Genomic DNA, 19232 nt, shown 5'->3' with positions numbered 1-19232 from the left:
AAGAATCCCCCCCTTTTTACGTTATGGTAATGTATTTTCTGCCAAAGGGGAAAAATCCTTCCCAGACCCTCAATTAACAGACAACCTTTCTTCCATCATCTTCCTTAATATTAGCATTGAGCTTGTCTGATGCCTTTTTAACCAGTTCCTGTACAGGGGTAAACTTTTCGTAGAACACGACCACTATATCTCCTTTACGGGCTCGGCCCATTCCATCCTCAACAGCAGCCGTCTCCGGCAGACAAACCGTAACTCTATCTGCCTCCATACCGGCCTTTAGGGCTGCCTGCCTTAAGAGTGCGGCTACATCCCCGGCCTCGCGGCCGCGCAGGTCTTCATCTTCTTTGATAATGACTTCATCACAGTATTGAGCCATGATGCTTCCCGCTTGTATTATATCATCATTTCTCCGGTCTCCGGGCATCCCAACAACACCTATCACCCGCTTGGGGTTCAGCTTTCTTACGGTCTGCAGGGTATTCAGAAACCCTTCGGTATTATGACCATAATCCACTACAACCTTATACAGCCCGGTATCAAATACATTAAACCTGCCCGGATTGCATGTCTCATCAGATTTAAAGCTTAACAGGCCCTCCCGGATACTTTCTGTATCAACCCCCAGGGCGGCACAGCCGGCAGCGGCAGCTAAAGCGTTAAACAGATTGTGTTTCACAATACCTCCAAAAGTGCAGGAAATATGCTTTACCGGCAGAATCTTTTCAATTTTTATACCGGTTGCCTTAACCATTGATCCATTCTTTATAAATACCGCCGTTCCACCTGCACCCAGATGTCTCCTGACGATGACATTATCTGCGACAGCGCTGAAATATACTATCCCTGAGCGTACTCTGTCAGCTATTGCCGCTGCATGGATATCATCTGCATTAAGGACAGCTGCACCTCTCTTAAATACCGCCTCGGCAACCACCGCCTTCACCATTGCCATATCCTCCAGAGTCTCAATCCCCTCCAGTCCCAGGTGATCATTGCTGATATTGGTGATAATGCCGATATCGCTATAGTCATAGCCCAACCCGGCTCTGAGAATCCCTCCCCGGGCGGTTTCCAGGACCGCAACCTCCACAGAGGGATCCCTGAGGATAACTCTGGCGCTTTGGGGACCGGTAGTGTCGCCGGTTACGATTTTCCGGCCATTGATATAAACGCCGTCTGACGTGGTAGTTCCCACAACCTGGCCTGTTCCCCGGAGAATATGACTAACCATCCTGGCAACAGTTGTCTTCCCATTTGTCCCGGTTACAGTCACTATTGGAATCCTGGACCGGGTCCCCTGGGGAAACAGCATTTCCACAATTGCTCCGGCAACATTCCTGACCTTACCCTTGGCCGGATAATGATGCATTCTTATCCCCGGCGCAGCATTCACTTCTATCAGGGCTCCATTATCAGGCTCCAGCGGCTGGTCAATTTCCCGGGTTACCAGATCAACCCCGGCTACATCAAGCCCCACCAGACGGACTGCCCTAAGCACCATCTGTATCGTATCCGGGTGCACCCTTCCCGTTACATCTGCGGCGATTCCCCCTGTGCTGATATTGGCATTTTCCCGTAGATACATTATTTCGCCCTCTCCCGGCACTGATTCAGGTGTCAGCCCCTTTTTGGCCAACACCATGATAACTATGGGGTCAATTTTAATTTTGGTCAGGGGCTTTTCATGGCTTTCACCCCGCAGTGGGTCCATGTTTACCATATCAACCAGCTGTCTGACAGTGCTCTGTCCGTCTCCTACCACAAAGGCAGGAATCCGTTCCGCGGCCGCTATCACCCGGTCTCCTACAACCACCAAGCGGTAGTGCTTTCCTTTAACATGTTTTTCAATAATTGCCCTTGGACTTATCTGCAGGGCGGTCTCCATGGCCCGGGAAATTTCTTCCCGCTTTGTCAGGTTTAAGGCAACCCCCTTCCCCTGATTTCCATCAAAAGGCTTAACCACAACGGCATCATCAATCTGTCGGGCGATTTCAAGGGCTTCCGCTACAGTATGGGCTACTCCGCCCCACGGCACCGGTATCCCGGATTCTGCCAAGAGCTGTTTAACCAGCACCTTATCACATGCAATATCCACACCCACACACCGAGTCTGTCCGGTGATGGTGGCCTCAACTTTCTGCTGGTATTTGCCATATCCAAGCTGAAGAATGCTGCCTTCACCCAAGCGCATCACAGGTATTCCCCTTCTTACGGCCTCCCGTGCCACAGCCGCCGTGCTGGGCCCCAAACTGGTCCGGTCTGCCACCTGCCTGATAGCAGCAACTTCAGCAGCTAAATCAATAAATTTATTTTTCATTAGTGTATCAACAACCTTAACAGCAGCCTGTACTGCCCTGATACCGCCTTCTTTGGACTCAAATTCAGTAATCACATAGTATATCCCTGATGTTTCAGCGGAAATAGTCTTCCCGTAAACTACATCCATTCCGGCAAGGTGCTGCAGTTCCAGGGAAACATGTTCGATTACATGCCCCAGATATGTACCTTCCCTCAGCCTTTCCACAAAACCGCCCGGTTTGCCCCGGGAACAATAGTGTTCCGACAGGGTTGGCATATGAGCCTGCAGGTTCTCCACAAAGCCCGGATTTGTATCGGTAGTTAACTTCCGATACTCTCCCAGGTCAATTTTAGTCTTGATTACAGGACTATAGCAGTAAATGTTTGCTCCTTCAATTACTCTGATTTCAATTATCTCCATTTCCTTCTCCTTCCTTCAATTCACCGCTTATATCACTGATAACCGGAACCCTTGCAGCCATGTCAAAGCCATAGCCTTTTGGCAGCACATGTAAAACTACCCGGTCTATGGCCAGAGCCTGCCCAGGTGACAGTTCAGAAACATTGGTAAAAGAAACACCCCGGCCATCCATAAAAGTAACCGTCTGGGAACCGATTACTTCCAGCCTGGCATCTGCTCTTATGATTACGGCAGTATCTTCATCTACGCCCATTCCCAGTATATAGGGATTGTGTGCTACAGCAGACAGTAAACGGCCAATTCTGCCTCTCTGGGCAAAATGCTGGTCAATTACCACTTCCTCCAGCAGACCCAAACCCGGCGCCAGCTTAATACTATTCAATTTTGGCGCCTCATCACTGTTGCCCTCAACAATCATGGTATTGCTCATAACTGAAGCGCCGGCGCTGGTGCCTGCGATAACAGCTCCGCGCCGGTAAGCCTTCTGAAGAGCCTCATTCGCTGTTGTACCGCCCAATATCGAAGTAATACGCAGTTGGTCGCCCCCTGTAAAAAAGATACCCGTTGCTTTTGCCATCTTTTCGACAATGCACCGGTTATTGGCTTTTTCCCGGGAATCCAGTTCAAGCGCCTGGACTATGCCCGCTCCCAATTGCTCAAACAGGCCCTGATACTTCTTCCCGGCCCTATCCGGTTCCAGGGTAGCTGTGGTAATGATTACTAAGTTTGCCTCAGGACCGCCGGCCAACCTGATAAACTCCCTTAAAATTTCACATTTCCCTTCCTTATCCTCAGCTCCCCCGATAATCAGCAGAGTTCCATTAACCTTGTTTCCCATATAGCCCTCCGTTTTTAATCAATCAGAGGCTATTTTGCCCTTTTTTACCAGTGATTATACTATTTCCGTCCAGATGCATATAATGCTAATAACCGTATCCGGCATACATTTCGGCTGCCAACCGGCAATTATAAGGAGGTTGTCATGAACAGAGATACCGTTTATTCCCAAAAGCGCATCTATATTTATACCTTTGACCGTAGACTCTTTCTCGCCACTTCACAACGAACTGAAAAAATCTATCCCATAGCAGTAGGAAAACCACAGACTCCTACTCCCCACGGAACTTATCAGGTCATAAACAAAATTATTAATCCCGGAGGAATACTAGGCAGCAGGTGGCTGGGTCTGAGTATCCCCAACGGCCCTTACGGCATCCACGGCACTTCCAGGCCTGAATCCATAGGAAAAGCCATCTCCAATGGCTGTATCAGGATGTTTAACCAGGATGTTGAAGAACTTTTCAACATGGTTCGTATAGGAACAACGGTAATAATAAAGCCACTTGCCGAATTTTGAGTTGATGCAGGAAGTGGCAGACATATTCCTTCAGGATGGCTACAACTCCGCCGACAGTCCACTCCCGCTTACGCGGGTCGTGGGTCGGCGGACGTCAGTCTCATCCTTCCGGAACACATCTGCCACTTCCTTACTTTCAAACTCAAGATTAAAGCAATCTGCCCCAATTATTCACTGTATCTTCACACCTTAAACCCCTTGACCAGGTCACGCAGTTCATGTGCCATCCCTGACAGGTTTTCGGCAAACTGGGCAATCTCCTCGGTAGACACCGCCTGCTCCTCTACTTCAGTAGAAATGTTTTCAGCATGTTCTGAGTTAATCCGGGTCAAGTGAGAAATAGTCTCGATAGCCTCCATGGCATTATGGCTTCCAGCGGCCATTTGCTGTGTTGAGGCCGAGTTTTCCTCAGTTATTGATGCCACATTGTCTACAGCCACTACCACCGCAGAACTGTTTTCACTCATTTTCTGAGCTGCCCCTGAGATAAGCTGGATCTGGCTCAGGGTCAGCTCCACAGTCTTCATTATCTCTTCTAAGGCCTGTCCGGCATCATGAGCCAGCTGTACCCCCTCTTCGACCTCAGATGTCCCCTGCTCCATTGCTGCTACAGCCTTTTCCGTCCCTTTTTGAATACTGTTAATCAGTTCCGCAATTTCTTTGGTCGCTCTGCCGCTTCTCTCTGCCAGCTTTCTGACCTCATCAGCCACCACAGCAAAGCCCTTTCCGTGTTCACCGGCACGGGCAGCCTCAATGGCCGCATTTAATGCCAACAGGTTTGTCTGCTCCGCTATCTCGTCAATCACCTGGATAATTTCTCCGATCTTTTGTGACTGGTCACCCAGTTCCTTTATTTTGACCGCCGATTCATCGACAGAGGTTTTTATCTTTTCCATTCCGGAGATAGTGGAATTAACAGCCGCCTCCCCATTGCGGGCAACCTTGGCGGCATCAGTGGCAGCATTTAAAACAGACCGGGCATTGCTGGTAACTTCCTCAATATCTTTAGCCATGTCACCTATGGTCATAGAGGTCTGGTTGACATGAGTCGCCTGTTCCTGGGCCCCGCCGGCTATCTGATTTATGGCTTGGGTAAACTGGTCCATTATTTCTTTTGTCCGCGTCACGGCATCCATCTTGTTGTTGATACCCTGCACCATCTCTTGTATGGATGCGGCAACCAACTGCCCGCTTTTTGCTGCTTCCTCAGAAGTGAGAGTCAGACTGTCACTGGTCTGGGTAACATGGTCTACGGAATTGACCACCTTTTTTACCATAAGGTGTGTTTTCTCTATAAATTGATTAAAGTTATCTGACAGCATACTGAATTCGTCAGCGCCGCTAACCTGGAGCCGGCGGGTCAGGTCGGCATCTCCGGATGCCAGGTTCCGGGCTGCCTCCAGAATCCTCTTTACCGGGTTGTTTACCATTAATTTGGTAACAACCGCAAGAATTAGACTTATCGCCACCAGGATCCCTAACATGATCCCGATTGTCTGTTTCTGCACCACCGCAATTTTTGCTTCAGCCTGCTCTATAGATATGGCCACTCTGTAACCGCCCCAGTGCCGGCCATCTATGAAGATAGGATACGACATGTCCCACATGACTTCACCGGTATCCCGGTTATAAACCTGCTTCAGGGCCTCAGTGGTGATTGCTGCCGCTGCCCCGGTTAGATCATTGAAAATCCGCTTTGTTCTTGCTTTGTATGTGGTATTATGTGTAGGCAGGTATCCATTAAGACTTGGGTCCTCAGAGAAAGCCACCGGAATCGCAAAAACCACATCTTCATCTACCAGAAACGAGTCCACATACTCCTGCCAGTACTTGTCGGTATAACTATCAAATGCGGAACTGTAAACACTGTAAGCGCCATCTTCGGTCTTACCTGTTTCCCGGTAATTCCTGTCAAATAACTCCTCTTTGGTAATAATTCCATCTCTGATATCATTTACAACCATGGCCTGCAGGCCCAAAGCAGCAGCTTTTGCCAGGGCGAAGCCTTTTGCCTCCAGATCCTTTTCTACCCGCATCCGGACCTGGCGGCACTGATACCATGTAAAGAGACCCATAAGTATCCCCAGGCAAATGAACAGGGTAACCACTAACTTAAAAGACAGACTTTTCCCGATTCTGACCAAAACATATCCCCCCTCTGTATATGCTGTTTTGGAAATACATTACAAGAAACCCGTCACCCAACTCATACGCACGCTTATTTCAAACCTATACCCCCAGTTATTTCCTTCTTTAGTAAGTTATCACATATGCCTGCTTTAATAAATATTTTTCCCGCTAACATACAATTTTTGGAGATAAACAGTTATTTAGCAGATTAATCGGAAACATGTAGGATTTTGTTGTTAATTGCAGGTAATTCCCTTTTTTTGTCGAATTCATATTCAAAACCTGGTATTAAGGGGGGGTGTATACATTGAATCTGGGGTTTACTTCCACGTAAAGGCTATAAACAGATTATGAAAGGGGCGTTAGAGGGGATGAAAATAGGTTTATTTTTCTCCCGGTCAGGCGGAGTTACCGATAAAGTCGTCGATATTGACCACCTGGCCAGGCACTTCAGTCAGGAGTACCATACCTTCATTGTTGATGATTTCTTTACACCTGAAGGACTTAGGGTTATCCTGGCCCAAGTCAATGAAACGATCTTTGATGCGGTCGTACTTGCCGGAGATTCTCCAATGAAATACTCAAACAGGAAGAGCGCCGATTTTGTGGTAAACCAGCTTGAGTCTACAGGTATTAATATTAGCAAAATAAGTTTTGCCAATATTAAGGAACAGGTAGCCCTGGCTCACCCGGGCCAACCGCAGCAAGCAACTGAAAAGGCAAGAATTCTGGTGGAGGTTGCTATTGAAAAGGTACGCTATTCGCACCCCATCAAAACACGGCAAATTGCGCCCCACCCGGCTGTTGCCCTCATAGGAGCGACTCCGGCAGCAATGCTGGCCGCACAGCGGCTTCTGGAGCGTAATTTTAAGGTGTATATCATTGACACGGCTGACAGGTTCCGGAAATTTAAAGGAAAAGAGCGCCAGGAAAAAACCGCCTCTGTAATTACATATATTGAAATGAACCCAATGACCAGATTTCTGCTGAATACACAGATTAATGACATTTACGGTTATCCGGGGAGGTTCACCCTGAATATTACAACTAATGGTGTAACTAATGATATTACTGTTGGTAGTATTATTCTGGCAAATACTGCCGACCCTGAAACAACCCGGTCTCTGCGCCCACTGGTCCACATTGATGTAGATGATGCCGGCCTTTTCAAACCGGTCAATCCAGATACCCTGCAGGTATTCACTTATGAAAAGGGAATTTTCCTGCTCCCTGATGATGAAGAGCTGGATATTTCCTATATTGTGGCCCTGAGTGACTCGGTGGCCTTTGCCGTCACCTCCTTCCTGGAAAAAAGAGAGATCAGTTACCGGATACAGGTTTCCGAAATTAATGAAGAACTATGCAGCGGCTGCGGCGCCTGTGTGAAAACCTGTATGTTTAAAGCCTCCAGCATCGATCCCCATAAAAACATATCTATAATAGATGAACAGAGATGTAAGGGCTGCGGCAACTGTGTTACCTCCTGCCCCACCGGGGCCAGAGACCTGCTGACCTACCCTCAGAAGTACCTCACAAAAGCCATTGAATTATTGGCTGGCCGCAAAGAAAACAGCGGGCCCAAGATACTGGCATTTCTTTGTGAGGGCTGTGGATATCAGGCGCTGGACCTGGCCGGTATCGCCGGCCTAGAGTATGATATCAATGTAATGCCACTGGGCATCAGATGTGGCGGCAATATTGACACCCAGCTGATTCTTGATGCCTACCGGCATGGATTTCAGGGAATCGTGATCTGTAAATGTGCCGATACCGACTGTCGCAATATCGTCGGAAATACCGACTTGGACCGGCGCGCCAACCTCTTCCGCGAAATCCTGAGGAGCAGGGGAATTGATTCTGAGAGCCTGCGTATTGTTGAGGGTCTCAAGGGAAAAGAAAATATCTGTGTCCATACTGTTCAAACCCTGGTCGAGGAGATTAAAAATAACGGAGGTGGAAACTAATGGGGAAAGTAACAGCAGCTTCCGTCTGGCTTCAGGGTTGTTCAGGCTGCCACATTTCACTTCTGGACCTTAATGAAGAACTGCTTGACCTTCTGGAAGTTGTAGACCTTAAAGCATCTCCCCTTCAGGATGTCAAAGAAATCCCCGAAGTCACGGTTGGAATTGTTGAAGGCTGTGTTTCCAACAGCCATAACATTGAAGTGCTAAAGAAAATCCGGGAAAAATCTAAGGTGCTGGTAGCTCTGGGCACTTGTGCGTGCTTCGGCGGAATCGCCGGAATCAGAAACCTTTATAGCAAAGCTGAAGTCCTCAGCCGGGCTTACGAGGAGGCTCCCAGTGTAACGGACGGTAAAATACCTGGTTCCCCAAGTCTCCCCGACCTCCTGGAAGACGTAGGGCCAATCAACAAATATGTTACCGTCGACTATTATATTCCGGGCTGCCCTCCTCTGCCCTCAATGATAAAAGATGTCCTCCTTGCACTGGTCAACGGCACGGAACCTGTATTACCCCAAAAGAGTCTCTGTGATGAATGTGGGCGCAGCCATTCCGAAATGCTGGCTCCCAAACGGGAATTTATTACTGACTCAGTTACCTCTGTCATGGAACTGGAGACTATTGATCCCGAAAAATGCTTCCTGGAGCAGGGTGTCATGTGTATGGGCCCAGCCACCCGCGAAGGCTGCCACGCCCGTTGTCTCAGGGGCAACATGCCCTGCCGGGGATGTATGGGGCCAACACCGGGTGCCTTGGAACAGGGCGCCAAAATAGTAAATGCCCTGGCATCCGTTCTTCCGGCAGGTGGTCTGATGTTTATGGAAGATATAGTGGGCACCGGTTACCGGTATTCCTTACCCGTCTCGATAGTACCCACAAATGTAAAAAAAGGGGGTGGCACAAATGGCTAAAACAATAACCATTGATCCGGTAACCAAAGTTGAAGGTCACGGAAAAGTTACCATCCACCTTGACGATGCCGGTAATGTTACGGAATCACATTTTCATGTTCAGGAATTCCGCGGTTTTGAGAAGTTCTGTGAAGGCCGGATGGTGTGGGAAATGCCTGTCATCACCACCAGAATCTGCGGTATTTGTCCGGTAAGCCACCACCTGGCCTCAGCTAAGGCCTGTGACAGCCTTTTTGGGGTAGATATCCCCCCGGCGGCCAAAAAACTGCGGGAACTCATGCATATGTCCCAGATTATCCACTCACACGCCCTGCATTTCTTCTATCTGGCCGCCCCTGACCTTCTGTTCGGTCTTGATGCCGGGCCGGAACAGAGGAGTGTTATCGGCGTTTTAAACGCCAACCCGGAGCTTGGCAAAAAGGCGATCAGACTCCGTCAGATAGGACAGGCCTCAATTGAAAAAGTGGGCGGTCGTTCAATTCACCCGGTCGCGGCTATTCCCGGAGGGATGAGTAAACCCCTTTCCCATGAAGACAGATACATAATGATTAAGGAAATGGATGAAGGCCTTGAACTGGCAAAACTGGCATTAAATGCCGTGAAAGGGATTAATGAAAAGTACAGCGCCCTGATTCCCGGATTTGCATCATTTAGAACAAAATATATGGGTCTGGTCAAAGACGGCGCCCTGGAGCTGTATGATGGAGTGTTAAGGCTGAATGACGAGAACGGCAAAATTCTGGACGAATTCGCACCGGCAGACTACCTGGACCATATCGCTGAACACACCGAGGACTGGACTTATCTTAAGTTCCCCTACTACAAAAAACTTGGCTGGCCTGAAGGCGTATACAGGGTTGCTCCTCTCGCCAGGCTTAATGTAGCCGATAGAATCTCCACTCCTCTTGCCAATATTGAGCTGAAGGAATTTAAACAGCTCGGCAATGGCCAGCCTGTCCATGACAGTCTCTATTACCACTATGCAAGGCTTATTGAACTGCTGCATGCTGTGGAAAGGGCAAAGGAACTTCTTCATGATGATGATATAATCAGCAAGGATGTCCGGGTAACTGTTGCCAGGCAGGCAGGTGAAGGGATTGGTGTTATTGAAGCTCCCCGGGGGACCCTGATACACCATTATCAGGCTGATGATATGGGTAAGCTGGAAAAGGTAAATATTATCGTCTCTACCGCCCATAACTATGCAGCAATGGACAGGGCGGTTAATGAAGTGGCCAAAATGGTCCTGAAAGACAATAAAGTAGAGGAACCTCTACTTAATCAGGTAGAAATGGCTATCCGTTGTTATGACCCCTGCCTATCCTGTGCAACTCACCAGATCGGAAAAATGCCTCTGGAAATCCTGATAACCGGTCCAGGCGGTAATGTTGTAAGGACGGTAAGGAGGGGAATATAAAATGGACGCTTCCAATGCTGTTCGCAGCATCAAATCAGAACTTGAAAGCACTTTTGGCAACACCATGGCAGCATCAATTATTGCAATTGCCAGGACTAAGGCAAACGCACCCCTGATAGGGATGACGAAACAAAATTACCTCGACCTGGTAGATGTAATTTGCGGTGACAACCGGGTACAGAGTATGCTTGGCGCCGCCGGTGCGCGAGAAAAATCAACAAAATGGAAGAGCGTCATCGATTAACCGGATTACCTCTGAAATTGCTTTTTTTGCGTTTCTGCAGACCTCAGAAGAAAGTCTGTCTCCCACTTCAAAAACTTTGCCTCTTACAGCAACCGTATATGCTCTTGGAGTTTTCCCGTAGAGCGTTCCTGTAAGCGCCAGGAGGTCCGGAATGGAACTAATGTGGCTGGTGAAGTGCCGGGAATCCGGCTGAGAAGAGGCCTCTTCCACAACAAAAGGGTCTTCACCATCCCTGGCATCGGCATCTATAAAGATAAGCAGCTCATATCCGGCAAACAGCTCACAATGCAAAACATCAAGCTGGTGTACGGTAATAACGTCCACCAGCTTCTTGTTTTCCTCTTTCAGGTTTTCTTTTATAAGTGCGGCGCAATATACCCCCACACCGTCATCCTGTCTGATAACATTTCCAATCCCGATAACAAGCGCTTTGCGGTCCACAGCAACCTCCCACTGACTACATCATTAACATTGTCACTATCTCATCTGCGATATTGTGAATCGGAAGAATTCTATCCGCTTTCCCCATTTCGGCAACAACCCGCGGCATTCCATATACTACACAGGTTGCTTCATCCTGGACAACCGTTTTTCCTCCTGCCTGTTTCACTGCAGCTGCTCCCCTGGAACCATCGAAACCCATCCCGGTAAGGATTACGGCGACAACCCCGGACCCGTAAAAATCCACTGCAGATTCAAGAGTTACATCCACAGCCGGCCTGACACTGTGTACCGGCGGGTTCTGGTTTAACCCCAGCAGGGTTTTGGACCGCAGCATCATGTGGTATCCTCCGGGGGCGACATATGCCTTTCCGTTCAGCAGCTCATCTCCCTCCTGAGCTTCACACACCTCCAGTTGAGAGATATCATTAAGCCTGTTGGCCAGAGATTTAGTGAAACCAGGTGGCATATGCTGGACAATCAAGACAGCGGCCGATAGATTCCCGGGCAGGCGCGGAACAACCTGCTGCAATGCATTCGGCCCTCCCGTAGAGCTCCCAATGATAACCAGCTTATTTGGCGTCAACCCGGTTGATGGCAGAGGAGAGAATATTACAGGTTTTTGCAAAAGCGGCGCTATTGGGCTTCTAAAATTGGCAACAGCAGCTCTGGCAGCAATTCTAACCTTAGCTACCAGCTCTTCCTGCACCTTATGTATATCAAGGGAAATCGTCCCTGACGGCTTGCCAACAAAATCAATCGCGCCAAGAGTGAGCGCTTTTACCGTCGTCTCACTCCCCTCCTGTGTAAGGCTGCTTAACATAATCACCGGAGTAGGGCATTCTTTCATAATTCGCTCCAGAGCTGATAAACCATCAAGTCTTGGCATCTCCACATCAAGGGTAACTACGGCCGGCTTCAGCCTCTTGATTTTCTCAAGTGCATCCAACCCATCTCTGGCGGTATCAATTACGACGATATTATGATCAGACTCGAGTAAGTTGGAAACCACTTTCCTCATATATGCGGAATCATCTACGACAAGGACCTCAATCCTTTTCGACATTGTTATTCCTCCTGCACAGCATGATGACTAATGTAAGCAATTTATCCGATAAATCTTTTAATTGTTGATAATATTTTTTCGGGCTGATAAGGTTTAACAATAAAATCCTTAGCTCCTGCCTTGATAGCTGACATAACAGTATTTTGCTGCCCCAGCGCGCTGCACATGACAATAATTGCATTTGGGTCTACCTTTTTAATTTCCGCAACAGCTGTCAAACCATCCATTATCGGCATGGTTATGTCCATCAGCACCAGATCAGGTTTTATATTCTGGTATTTTTCCAGAGCCTCCTGTCCATTTTCAGCTTCATCAACAGCGTATCCATTCTCGGTAAGCAGTTTAGCACACCGCATACGCATAAATGCGGCATCATCAACCAGCAACACCTTCGCCATTTTGCCACTCCTTTCATTTGTGCCGGCTTAAGAGGCAACCTTTTTTATGAGATTGGAAACATCGACAATAAGGGCAACATTTCCATCCCCCAGAATGGTTGCCCCTGAAATCCCCTGGACATCACCTACGTACTTGCCCAGGCTCTTGATAACAATTTCCTGCTCACCTACCAAAGAGTCTACCACAAGCCCTACCTGCTGTCCAGCCAGATTGACTACAACGATAAAGAGTTTTTCCCTCTCATCTTCACTGCTACAGCCGCTGAATACAGCCTTAAGTCTGATTAAGGGCAGCGCTTTACCCCTGACAACAATTACCTCATGATTATTCACGTATTCAATCTGCTTTCTCTGTATCCTGATAGTTTCTGTTACGGTGGATAACGGGATTGCATAGACAGCTTCTCCTATTGAAACCAGCAGGGCTCTAATAATAGCAAGGGTTAGCGGCAGCTTGATTTTAAACTCTGTGCCCTTACCCACAATTGAGTTAATCTCAATAGCCCCATTAATTTTTTCAATGTTGTTCCTGACTACATCCATTCCCACCCCTCGACCGGATACATCTGTCACTTTTTTGACAGTACTCAGTCCTGACATGAAAATCAAACTAATTGCTTCTTTATCTGTAAGCCTCCTGGCCTGTTCTTCTGATACCAGCCCCTTTTTGATACCACTTTGCCTGACGGCCTCAGGGTCAATTCCCTTGCCATCATCTTTAATAGTTATAATAATATGGTTTTCTTCGTGAGCAGCCTGAAGCTTCAGCTGTCCAATCCGGTTCTTACCGCCGGCTTCCCGTTCCTCAGGCATTTCAAGGCCATGATCAACAGCATTTCTCAGCAGGTGAATCAGCGGATCGCCAATTTCCTCAATAATTGACCGGTCAAGCTCCGTCTCCTGGCCTGTCATAATAAAATCAACCTCTTTCCCCGCTTTCTGGGAAAGGTCTCTAACCATACGCGGAAACTTGTTGAAAAGGTTTTCGACAGGAAGCATCCGGGCCTTCATAATCTGTTCCTGGAGCTGAGTCGTGACCCTGGCTATGTGTATCGAAGTTCTGCCAAGGTCCTGAGACATATCATCCATTTCTTGTTCGGTCTCCATCATATTAAGTATCTGGAACAGTCTGGTTCTGTCAATAACGAGTTCCCCCACCAGGTTCATCAGACCGTCAAGAAGCTCAACATCCACTCGCACAGTTCTGTTGGTTTTCTTTGCAGCCATTTTCTTAGCCCCATTGCCCGCCTTCTCAGAATTCCCTTCTTTTGCGGCAGGCTCGGTGACAACCTTTTTAGCTGCTTCTTTAATATTATCAGGCTGTCCTGATGAAGACTCCGGGACACCGTAATTCAAGACATCGAATTTGTCTATGTCAGGCAGCTCCTGAATAAGCTTTTTAACAGACTCCTCTTCAGCCCTGCTCAGAATGAGCATTTCCAGGCAGTCAGAAACCTTTTCCTGTTCGATTTCTTCGGCAGTAGGTTTTGACTTGATTACATCACCGATTTCGCCAAAAGCCATCAGGGTAACAAAAGTACGCACAGCTGCCATCTCAGGTTCCACATTGAACTTTATCCTGACCCAGTAAGGAACAGCGCCTTCCTCCGCTCCGTGTTGCACGGCATCCTTTTCTTCCCAGGAGAGCTCCAGACTACTTCCGGCAGGCAGTCCCGGTCCGGTTCCACCATTCTGCTCTGACGCAGGTTCGCCGGTGACAGGCGGCGCTGCTGCTTCCTTTTGAACAGGAGCAGCATCTAACTCAGCTGCAATGCTCAGTTTAGCAACAATATCCTGAAGGTCCAGGTCTGATTCTTCATCATTAATAATTTCATCTCTAAGCACCCGGAGACAGTCCAGGCATTCAAAAAATATATCAACAAGATGGCTGGTAATCTCGATCTGCCTTTTGCGCAGCTTGTCGAGAACATTTTCCATGGCATGTGTCAGCTGAGCCATGCGGTTGTGCCCAATAGTAGCTGATGAACCTTTCAATGTATGAGAAGCACGAAAAATTTCCTGCATCAAATCTTCATTAAACTCTTCCTTTTCCATTCGTACGAGGTCTTCTTCCAAGGTCTGAAAATGCTCTTCAGCTTCCTCAAGAAATATCTTCATTTCCTCCGGAGAGGCATCTAAATTTAGTCCCATGGTACATCCCCCCTTCTCTCTTTTTTAACTGAAGTTATCCAGCATGGATGTGTCGTCCTTGCGAAGCACTTTAGCAAGGTCAAGCAGGATTACCAGCCCGTCCTCCAATTTGGCAATACCCAACAGGTATTCCTCATCAATACCGTTCATAATCTTTGAAGGAGGTTCAATAACCCCACCGGGAATCCGGACAACTTCAGACACCCCGTCAACCTGCATTCCAATATTACTCCCTTCAACCTCTACTACAACAACGCGAGTCAGGCGGGTTATTTCACCACCGGGCAGGTTAAATTTCTTATGCAGATTAAACACAGGAATAACAAGACCCCTGAGGTTTATCACACCTTCTATGTAATCTTCCGTACCTGGAACCTCAGTGATAGTCTGCATTGTAATGATTTCCAGCACGGTAGAAATTTCCAGCCCGTAAACTTCTCTGCCAAGCCGGAAAACCACATATTGATTGTCACCGGTCATCAGCTCTTCAGCCATATTATCCCTCCTTAAACTTAGACACGGAACCTCAGAGATAAATCTTTCAGGTTCTGAGCCATTGCTGCCATTTCTTTTGAAGATGTGGATATCAGGTCACTGGTTGAATACATCTGTTCACAGGAAGCAGTCACTTCTTCGGCTGCAGCGGCGCTTTCCTGAGCGATTGCAGCGATTTCCTCTATCGCTCTGATCACTTCATCACTACTGCCTGCCATCTCCTGTGTAGCTAAAGAATTCTCTTCTGTGATACCGGCCACAACTTCCATGGAACCTACAACTTCAGTACTGTATTCGGAAATCTGTTGGGCAGCCTTTGAAATCTTATGGATTTCATCATTTGTCCGGGACACATTAGTAATAATTCGTTCCAGAGCGCTGCCTGCGTCTGCTGCCAGCCCGGCGCCGTTTTCAACCTCCTGTGTTCCTTCATTCATTGCCGTAACAGCTCGTTCAGTACCTCCCTGAATTGCATTGACCAATTCTGCAATCTCTTTAGTTGCTTTACTGCTTCGCTCAGCCAGTTTTCTGACCTCATCAGCCACCACGGCAAATCCCTTGCCATGTTCACCTGCCCGTGCCGCTTCAATAGCGGCATTAAGGGCCAGAAGATTAGTCTGCTCAGCTATATCGTCAATAACCTGAATGATTTCTCCTATCTGCTGTGAGCGTTCCCCAAGTTCCTTAATCCGGTTGGCCGCATCAAAAACCTTGGACTTAATGTTATCCATACCTGATACAACCTTTTCTACCGCCTGCCCCCCCTGGCCGGCTACCTGGGAAGTCTCTTCTGCGGTATCTGCCGCAAACTGTGCACTGGAAGCAACCTCTTCAACACCGGAAACCATTTGACCAATCGCCATAGAGGTGCTGTTAACCTTCTCAGCCTGCTGTCCTGCCCCTCTGGCAATCGAAGTTATGGTTTCACCATGCCTGTCCATTATTTTTACAACCTCTGAGATGTCCTGAGTCTGCTTTGTGTTGCCCCTGGCCACCTCTTCAATAGCATTGTTAACTTCCTGGTTGGATCGAGTCATGTTTAATGAATTGGCTGAGAACTCATTGGCTGCAGAAGCAAACTTTTCGCTGGCAGCAATAATTTCTGAGATTATCTGTTTCATATTGGCAGTCATGCTGTTAAAAGAAGCTGCCAGTATCCCCACTTCATCATCTGTTCTGATAACAAGCTCACCGGTAAGATCCCCCTCCGCCGCCTTCTCAACAGCCGCTTTCACCTTGTTTATCGGAACAGCTATGGTTCTGGCTACCAATAATGCAATTATAATACTTATCAACAGGATGCCAATCCCGAAGATGCCAATTGTAGTAATAAAAGTGGTATTCAACGAATCCAGAAATTGTTTTGATACACCCACATACCAGATGCCAATAACCTTTCCGGATGCATCTCTGATAGGTTTGTATGCTGTTTGATACATCACTCCCACCACTTCTGCCTCACCGTAAAAAGGCTCTCCTTTTACAAGCACCTGCTGTTTCACCTCATCAGATACTTTGGTGTTAATCTGACGCACTCCGTCCCTTTTGACAGTTGTGGCAACCCTGGTATCCTCCTGGAATATTGTAACAGTATCATTGGTTAGCTCTGCAATCTTGTCTATGAGTTCGTAGTTCTCATTCATGACAGTATTACCCTTGTAAAGTTTGTTGCCTCTGATGCTCCAATCGCCGGGGAAGGTCCGGTTAATCAATTCCTCCCCTGATGCCAGGTCTCCCTTGGCCTTTTCCAGAAAAGTCTCTTTGGCTCCCTTATTCATAGAATAAATCGCCACAACACTCAGTGTAATTACTGCAAAGAAAGCAACAATAAACATCATTACCATTAACTTGCCTTTAATGCTTAACTTCACCCTGCATCACCCATCCCAACTCATATTTTTTTTTTGGCTCCACATGGTGTTGCATACTTTGACGGAATACCTGCCTGTCCGCCACTTTGGCATGATGTTCTGCCGGTTACTGGTCCAATGTTTCTCATGCGTTTCCATCAAAGTATTTAATATAATTAGCAAATTTAGCCAGTCTTAACTGATACTTCGACAAAATATGGGAAAATCCTTCAGTATTCAACTTTTACTCCGCAAATTTAAAAAAAATATCTGGAAATCGGACCCATTAATCCAATAAGAAGCACCGTTAAAAAAAATACTCCTGCTGCCAGTATGGAACGTAATCTGATTATACCCCACATAAAAGCACCCCCGTTAGCCGCAATGTTCTGCCCTAATCCCTTTCCCCGTCTGGTAATTTATACGTACCGGAGGACCTTATTATGAAACCGGAGCATAATTTTTGCCAAGTGGAATACGTATGTAAAAGAATATTAAGCATAGTGAAGGTGGTATGATTGGCAGAAACTGTGATAATAAGTCTGATAGCAGGACTTGCCACCTGTTTTGGAGCCCTGGTGGTACTAATGATCGGCAACCCCCGGGAAAAAACCCTTTCGGCCCTGTTTGGCCTGGCTGCCGGAATTATGCTTGCCGTTATAGTATTAGACCTGCTGCCCTCCGCTCTGGAACAGGGTACATTCCGGCAGACAGCAGCAGGTTTCAGTATTGGGATAATCGTCATGCTGGTGCTGGACCTTGTCCTGTCTCAAGTTTATCCGCCTTTAAAAAGTAATTCTAATCAGACAGCCTACTTTCGAAAAATGGGCTATCTGGTGGGCATCGGAATTGCGCTGCACGATCTGCCCGAAGGAATAGCAATTGCAGCAGGATTTTCTGCTCAACAGCATCTGGGCTTGGTTATTGCGGTAGCTATCGGTCTCCATAACATACCTGAAGGGATGGCAACGGCCACACCCCTCAAAATTGGAAAAGTACCGGATTTAACGATCCTGCTGCTTAACATCGTCCTCAGCCTGTTTACCCCAGTCGGCGCCATCATCGGTCTGTTGCTTTTAAACCTGTCTCCCGGTCATGTTGCCCTTCTGCTGGCAGTTGCCGCCGGAGCTATGACATATATAGTTAAAAATGAGCTTTTGCCGGAATCCAGGCGCAGACATCCCAATTATGCAACTCTTGGCGGAATTATTGGCTTTCTTTTTATATTGGTTCTGGGGTTCGTTCATTAATTCTTCCGTTAACCAACCTGTAGTACAAAAGCGGAGACACGCAGTTACAGGAATATATCCTAAACTGCGTGCCTTTCTTTTTGCCTGAAGCTTTCCGGAAGCAAAACAAAAGAAGCTGCTTAGAAACAGCTTCGACAGTTCATTACCCTTTTGCCCCCGGTATTCCAACAGGAATGCACAGGGTTTCGCCAATCTGCAGGTTCAACGGGTCTGCCTCCGGGTTGGCGTCTGTAATTGCCTCAACAGTGGTCCCATACTTCTTGGAGAGCTTCCAAAACGTATCTCCCTGCTGGATAACATGCATGATGGCATTACTCGGACAAGGACCCTCAGGTTCTTCAGGAGGTTCCGGGCACTCGGGTATTTCCGGAAGCTCAGGGCACTCAGGCGGCTCCGGAATCTCGGGACACTCAGGCAGCTCCGGAAGTTCCGGACACTCAGGTATCTCCGGAAGTTCGGGACACTCGGGTAAATCGGGAAAACAAGGAATTTGCGGGCAAGATTCCAGGTCTTCTTCCACAAGGTCTTCTTCCACAAGGTTTTCTTCCACAAGGTTTTCTTCCACAAGGTTTTCTTCCACAAGGTTTTCTTCCACAAGGTTTTCTTCAGCTTCTGCAGGCATCTCTGCTTGCACCGGAACCTCAGGTTCCACAGGCCCCCCCGTATCCGCCATAGCTCCGGTCTGGTCCCCCTGAATAAAGTCTGGCGCCTCTATAATATTTTCAGTATCTTCACTGGATATGTATTCCTTATCCTTTAAAGGCTTTTCACCTTTTTTCAGTGGAACGTATTTAAAGAAAAGGAACCTTTGTTTGTCTCCGGCCAACTATATCCCCCCTTTC

The 19232-nt window shown here is 47.6% G+C and carries 15 protein-coding genes and 1 pseudogene; 6 read left to right on the top strand and 10 right to left on the bottom strand.

The window, feature by feature from the left end; translation table 11 throughout:
* Positions 1-73 precede the first annotated feature (73 nt).
* Positions 74-2719: a cyanophycin synthetase gene (cphA, locus tag Ga0451573_RS13405; protein WP_231684639.1), complete on the bottom strand. Its 2646-nt coding sequence runs from the start codon at positions 2717-2719 to the stop codon at positions 74-76.
* Positions 2706-3557 carry a cyanophycinase gene (locus Ga0451573_RS13400; RefSeq protein ID WP_231684638.1) on the bottom strand — a complete coding sequence of 284 codons (852 nt, stop codon included), beginning with the start codon at positions 3555-3557 and terminating at the stop codon, positions 2706-2708. The genes cphA and Ga0451573_RS13400 overlap by 14 nt, the downstream gene beginning before the upstream one ends.
* A 144-nt stretch (positions 3558-3701) precedes the next feature.
* On the opposite strand from Ga0451573_RS13400, the gene Ga0451573_RS13395 reads away from it, so the two are divergent.
* Positions 3702-4076: a L,D-transpeptidase gene (locus Ga0451573_RS13395; RefSeq protein WP_231684637.1), complete on the top strand. Its 375-nt coding sequence runs from the start codon at positions 3702-3704 to the stop codon at positions 4074-4076.
* 182 nt (positions 4077-4258) lie between these two features.
* Here the strand turns inward: Ga0451573_RS13395 and Ga0451573_RS13390 are convergent, their stop codons facing one another.
* Entirely contained in the window at positions 4259-6220 is a 1962-nt protein-coding gene (locus tag Ga0451573_RS13390; protein WP_231684636.1) for a methyl-accepting chemotaxis protein, read from the bottom strand.
* A gap of 357 nt (positions 6221-6577) precedes the next feature.
* Between Ga0451573_RS13390 and Ga0451573_RS13385 the strand changes: the two genes are divergently transcribed.
* From Ga0451573_RS13385 to Ga0451573_RS13370, 4 genes are read left to right on the top strand one after another with little or no spacing between them, the layout of a single operon-like run.
* Entirely contained in the window at positions 6578-8170 is a 1593-nt protein-coding gene (locus Ga0451573_RS13385) for a hydrogenase iron-sulfur subunit (RefSeq protein ID WP_231684635.1), read from the top strand.
* On the top strand, positions 8170-9078 hold the full coding sequence (locus Ga0451573_RS13380; protein WP_231684634.1) for an NADH-quinone oxidoreductase subunit B family protein: 909 nt from the start codon (positions 8170-8172) through the stop codon (positions 9076-9078). Before Ga0451573_RS13385 ends, Ga0451573_RS13380 begins: the two co-directional genes overlap by 1 nt.
* Positions 9071-10495 carry a Ni/Fe hydrogenase subunit alpha gene (locus Ga0451573_RS13375; protein ID WP_231684633.1) on the top strand — a complete coding sequence of 475 codons (1425 nt, stop codon included), beginning with the start codon at positions 9071-9073 and terminating at the stop codon, positions 10493-10495. The genes Ga0451573_RS13380 and Ga0451573_RS13375 overlap by 8 nt, the downstream gene beginning before the upstream one ends.
* 1 nt (position 10496) lies before the next feature.
* Positions 10497-10739, top strand: coding sequence for a hypothetical protein (locus Ga0451573_RS13370; RefSeq protein WP_231684632.1), 243 nt, complete (start codon positions 10497-10499; stop codon positions 10737-10739).
* On the opposite strand, the gene Ga0451573_RS13365 is transcribed toward Ga0451573_RS13370, so the two are convergent.
* The 6 genes and pseudogenes from Ga0451573_RS13365 to Ga0451573_RS13340 form a co-directional block, all read right to left on the bottom strand.
* Positions 10710-11180 (bottom strand): hydrogenase maturation protease, encoded by a 471-nt coding sequence (locus Ga0451573_RS13365; RefSeq protein ID WP_231684631.1) that lies wholly within the window; start codon positions 11178-11180, stop codon positions 10710-10712. The genes Ga0451573_RS13370 and Ga0451573_RS13365 overlap by 30 nt on opposite strands.
* A gap of 16 nt (positions 11181-11196) precedes the next feature.
* A complete protein-coding gene (locus tag Ga0451573_RS13360) occupies positions 11197-12246 on the bottom strand; it encodes a protein-glutamate methylesterase/protein-glutamine glutaminase (RefSeq protein WP_231684630.1) in 1050 nt (349 codons plus the stop codon).
* Positions 12247-12287: 41 nt separating this feature from the next.
* Positions 12288-12644: a response regulator gene (locus tag Ga0451573_RS13355; protein ID WP_231684629.1), complete on the bottom strand. Its 357-nt coding sequence runs from the start codon at positions 12642-12644 to the stop codon at positions 12288-12290.
* 27 nt (positions 12645-12671) lie between these two features.
* The gene (locus Ga0451573_RS13350) at positions 12672-14795 is read right to left on the bottom strand and encodes a chemotaxis protein CheA (RefSeq protein ID WP_231684628.1); all 2124 of its coding nucleotides are present in this window, start codon (positions 14793-14795) and stop codon (positions 12672-12674) included.
* A 24-nt stretch (positions 14796-14819) separates the two neighbouring features.
* Positions 14820-15290 carry a chemotaxis protein CheW gene (locus Ga0451573_RS13345; protein WP_231684627.1) on the bottom strand — a complete coding sequence of 157 codons (471 nt, stop codon included), beginning with the start codon at positions 15288-15290 and terminating at the stop codon, positions 14820-14822.
* A gap of 308 nt (positions 15291-15598) precedes the next feature.
* A pseudogene (locus Ga0451573_RS13340) lies at positions 15599-17161 on the bottom strand (methyl-accepting chemotaxis protein); the annotation flags it as partial.
* A gap of 497 nt (positions 17162-17658) precedes the next feature.
* Here Ga0451573_RS13340 and Ga0451573_RS13335 point away from each other — a divergent pair.
* Positions 17659-18390: a ZIP family metal transporter gene (locus tag Ga0451573_RS13335; RefSeq protein WP_231684625.1), complete on the top strand. Its 732-nt coding sequence runs from the start codon at positions 17659-17661 to the stop codon at positions 18388-18390.
* A gap of 142 nt (positions 18391-18532) precedes the next feature.
* On the opposite strand, the gene Ga0451573_RS13330 is transcribed toward Ga0451573_RS13335, so the two are convergent.
* Positions 18533-19216, bottom strand: a complete 684-nt coding sequence (locus Ga0451573_RS13330; RefSeq protein ID WP_231684624.1) for a LysM peptidoglycan-binding domain-containing protein — start codon at positions 19214-19216, stop codon at positions 18533-18535.
* Positions 19217-19232: the final 16 nt, after the last annotated feature.

The organism is Phosphitispora fastidiosa, from assembly GCF_019008365.1.
GTDB lineage: Bacteria > Bacillota > Thermincolia > Thermincolales > UBA2595 > Phosphitispora > Phosphitispora fastidiosa.
The sequence above is the reverse complement of the archived record's forward strand: the minus strand, read 5'-3'. Positions and strand labels throughout refer to the sequence as shown.